The sequence below is a fragment of the Spirillospora sp. NPDC049652 genome, assembly GCF_040675125.1.
In the GTDB taxonomy this organism is placed as follows: domain Bacteria; phylum Actinomycetota; class Actinomycetes; order Streptosporangiales; family Streptosporangiaceae; genus Spirillospora.
Genome location: NZ_JBFAOF010000720.1, coordinates 1 through 3,874 on the forward strand (window position 1 = coordinate 1; position 3,874 = coordinate 3,874).

At 73.9% G+C, this 3,874-nt stretch carries 5 protein-coding genes; 2 read left to right on the top strand and 3 right to left on the bottom strand.

The genetic code is table 11. The features are described from left to right. On the top strand, positions 1 to 664 hold a 664-nt coding region (locus AB0J52_RS31320), incomplete at its 5' end, for a DUF2332 family protein (protein ID WP_500186358.1). Positions 665 to 772: 108 nt separating this feature from the next. Here AB0J52_RS31320 and AB0J52_RS31325 read toward each other — a convergent pair. Further along, positions 773 to 1,945 (bottom strand): serine hydrolase domain-containing protein, encoded by a 1,173-nt coding sequence (locus AB0J52_RS31325; protein WP_500186360.1) that lies wholly within the window; start codon positions 1,943 to 1,945, stop codon positions 773 to 775. Continuing rightward, a complete protein-coding gene (locus AB0J52_RS31330; RefSeq protein ID WP_500186361.1) occupies positions 1,942 to 2,508 on the bottom strand; it encodes an NADPH-dependent FMN reductase in 567 nt (188 codons plus the stop codon). Before AB0J52_RS31330 ends, AB0J52_RS31325 begins: the two co-directional genes overlap by 4 nt. Positions 2,509 to 2,616: 108 nt before the next feature. Here AB0J52_RS31330 and AB0J52_RS31335 point away from each other — a divergent pair, with 108 nt between their 5' ends. Beyond that, positions 2,617 to 3,246, top strand: a complete 630-nt coding sequence (locus tag AB0J52_RS31335) for a TetR/AcrR family transcriptional regulator (protein WP_500186363.1) — start codon at positions 2,617 to 2,619, stop codon at positions 3,244 to 3,246. Between the two features lie 86 nt (positions 3,247 to 3,332). Here the strand turns inward: AB0J52_RS31335 and AB0J52_RS31340 are convergent. Beyond that, a partial coding sequence (locus tag AB0J52_RS31340) for an ATP-binding cassette domain-containing protein (RefSeq protein ID WP_500186365.1) occupies positions 3,333 to 3,874 on the bottom strand: 542 nt, incomplete at its 5' end.

A 3,874-nucleotide genomic window follows, 5' to 3' on the forward strand; every position in this document is an offset into this window, starting at 1 on the left:
GGGCCTGAACCTGCGCGCCGACCTCTACCGGTACGAGTCGGCGGCCGGTTCCGAAGACGACTCCGAGGGCGGCCCGGAAGGCGGTTCGGAAGACGGCTCGGGAGGCGGTCCGGCGTTCGGGCCGGCGGACTCGCCGGTGGTGCTGCGCGGCTGCTGGCTCGGCTCGCCGCCGCCGCTGACGGCCGACCTCGTGATCGCGGAGCGGACGGGCTGCGACCTCGCGCCGGTGGACCCGGTCGCGGACGGGCTCCGGCTGCTCTCGTTCGTCTGGCCCGACCAGCACGAGCGGGTGGCGCGGCTGCGCGGCGCGCTGGAGGTCGCCGCGCGCGTCCCCGCGACGGTCGTCCAGGCGGACGCGGCGACGTTCCTCGCCGACCTCGCGCCGCGTCCGGGCATGGTCACCGTCGTGTGGCACTCGCTGATGTGGCACTACCTCTCCTCCGCGGAGCAGGCGCGGGTCACGGCCGCCGTGGAGCGGGCGGGCGCGGCCGCGACGCCGGACGCGCCGGTCGCCCACCTGCACCTGGAGCAGGCCGACGACGCCGACTTCCAGAGCCTGCCGGTGCTGACGCTCCGCCTCTGGCCGCACGGCGGCGGCGAACGGCGGATCCTCGCCGACACTCCCCACCACGGCGTACCCGCCCGGTGGCGGCCCGTCCCGTAACCGGGCAAGCCAGACCCGCCCACGATCGCCCCGTGACCGAATCCGTACCCGGTAGCTGGAATCCGCGGGGACTCCAGCTACCAGGCGGCCGGGCCTCTCCGCATCGGGTCAGCCCTGACCTGAAAGGACGGGCCCGGAGGACGCGGAATCCGCCGCCGGGCCGTTGACCGCGCGCATCACGGCGTCGATCAGGCGGTGGTTCTCCAGCGCGCCGCCTCCTCCCCCGAGTGCGAAGCGGCGGCGCGTGTAGCTGTAGGCGACGCCGCTGCCCGGGTCGGCGAAGGACTGCGCGCCCACGGCCCCGCTGTGCCCGAAGGCGTCGGCGCCGAGCACCGGGTAGCGGACGCCCATGGCCTCGAAGCCGAGCAGGAAGTGGTCGTGTTCGCCGGTCACCACGTCCACACCGGAGGTGTGCGGCCTGGTGAACTCGGCCAGCGTCGCCGCGTCGAGCAGGGGCGGCCGTCCGTCGACCTCGCCGATCGCGGCGGCGTACATCGCGGCGAGTCCCCGCGCGTTCCCCACACTGCCGGACGAGGCGGGGCCCGCCGCCCGGACGGCCCGGGTGTTGGCGAACCCGACCAGGTCCGTGGGCGGGGACGCGTTCAGGTTGAAGGCGATGCCCATCAGGCTGTCGGGGGCGACCGCTGCCTGCGCGCGGGGCCGGAGCGGCTGGGCCGGCAGGTAGCGCCGTTCGTGCCGTTCGGGCAGGCCGAGGTAGAAGTCGAGGCCGTAGGGCGCGCGTATCCGCTCCTCGTACAGTTCCTGGATGGAGCGGCCGGTGACGCGCCGCACCACCTCACCGGTCAGCGCCCCGATGGTGAAGGCGTGGTAGCCGTACGCGCCGTCCGGCCGCCAGTAGGGCCGCTGCCTGGCGAGCCGTTCGGCGAGGGCGCGGTCGTCGGCCAGTTCGGCGGCGCTGAACCCGCCGTCCACCCCGATCAGTCCAGCGCGGTGTGCGAGGAGGTCCCGGAGGGTGATCCGGTCCTTGCCCTCGGCGGCGAACTCGGGCCAGTGGTCGGCGACGCGCCGGTCGAGGTCGAGGGTCCCGTCCTGGACGAGCAGGGCGACGACGAGGTGGGCGGCGCCCTTGCCGGACGAGTAGAGGGCCAGCAGGGAGTCGGCCGCGATGTCCGGGCCGGTCCACAGGTCCAGGACCACGCGGCCGCGGTGGCGGACGGCGAGTTGCGCGTCCAGGCCGTCCTCCCGCGCGGTGACGTCCTGGAAGACCTGCCGGACCTCGTCGAATCCGGGGGCGGTGATCCCGTGCACGGTCACGGTCATTCCCCCTTCATCTTGGCGGCCAGCGCGTCCAGCAGGTCCCGCAGCACGCCGATCGTCCGCTCGTCGGTGAGGTTGCCCGCCTCGTCGAAGCGCTCGTGGGCGCGGAAGGCGATGAGCTCGGGCTTGACGACGACGTCGGACCCGGTCCACACGAACACCTGGCGCAGCGCGAGCTGGGCGCGGACGGAGCCGAAGTTGGTCGGGGCCGCGCCGGCGATGGCGACGGGCTTGCGCAGCAGGGGCGCTCCCTCGGTGCCCGTCCAGTCGGTGCTGGCCCAGTCGATGGCGTTCTTGAGCACGCCGGGCACGGAGTAGTTGAACTGGGGGGTGGCGATCAGCAGGCCGTCCGCGGCGTTGACGCGGTCGCGGAGGGCCTGCGCGGCGGCGGGGCGGCGCTCCGGGACGTCCTGGTCCATGTCGTACGGCGGCAGGTCGCGCAGCCCGTCGTAGATCTCGACCGTGACGCCGTGCGGGGTGAACTTCTGGGCGGCGCGGAGCAGGGCGGTGTTGTAGGAGTCGGCCCGCAGGCTCCCGGAGATCCCCAGGATCTTGCGCTCGTGCATCGACGCTCCTTCGTGAAAGCCGAGGTGGCTCGGCCGGACGGCCGATGAACTGAACTGTACAGATCAGTTCATATGAACTCAACCGTTCAGTTCACGTAGGATGCGGGGATGACCACGACGACCAGACGCACCCCGCCCTCGGGCGAGCGCGCGGCGCGCAAGCGGGCGGCCATCGTGCGCGCGGCGCACGGGCTCTTCCTGGAGCACGGCTTCGGCACCGGGATGGACCACATCGCCGCCGAGGCCGGCGTCTCGAAGGTGACCGTCTACAACCACTTCGCGAGCAAGGAGGAGCTGTTCGTCGAGGTGGTGAACGAGGCCCTCGAACGGGCCCTCGGCCCGACGTCGCACGCCATGCGCGAGCGCCTGGGCACGGGCGGCGACCTGCGCGAGGCGCTCGTCGCGACCGCGCGCGACTGGGTCGAGGGGCTGGTCCGTCCCGACGTGCTCGCGTTGCGCGCGCTCATCACCGCCGAGGCGCGGCGCTTCCCCGACCTCGGGCGCACCTGGCGCGAGCAGGGGCCGGACCGGTTCAGCGAGCCGCTGGCGGAGGCGCTCGCCGCCCGCGACGACCTGGACATCGCGGACATGGACCTGGCGATCACCCAGTTCTACGCGCTGGTGCTGTACCCGCACATCGTCCACAACGGCTACGGCGACCGCCTCGACCCGCGCTTCGCCGACGCCCTCGTCACCCAGGGCGTCGACATGTTCCTGACCTACTACACGCGTTCCTGAGGCACCGCCGGCGAAGCGGCGAGGCCGGCGAGCAGCTGGAGGGAGGCGACCGCGTCGGAGCCGGGCGGCGCGGCGGAGGCGTCGCGTCAGGTCGTGACGGGGCGGGGTTCGGGGGGCGGGCCGTCCGGGTCGAGGCGGTAGGCGGACGCCTGGAGGCCGTAGAGGTCGGCGTAGAGGCCGTCGCGGGCCATCAGGTCCGCGTGGGTGCCGTGCTCGGTGACGCGGCCGTTCTCCAGCACGTAGATGCGGTCGGCGTGCCGGACGCTCGCCAGCCGGTGCGTGATCAGCAGGACGGTGCGGCCGTGCTCGGCGGCGTGCGCGCGGATGTGCTCGAACAGCCGGTGCTCGGCCCGCGCGTCGAGCGCGGCGGTCGGCTCGTCGCAGATCAGCAGCGGCGCGTCCCGGTAGAAGCCGCGCGCGGCGGCGAGCCGCTGCCACTGCCCGCCGGACAGCTCCTGCCCCTGGTCGAACCGCTTGTCGAGCAGGGTGTCGTAGCCGAACGGGAGGGTGTCGATCACCTCGTCCGCGCCCGAGTCGGTCGCGGCGGCGCGCACCGCCCGGCGCGCCGCCGGGACGCCGAGGTCGTCGCCCATCGCGATGTTGTCGGCGGCGGTCATCGGCCAGTGCG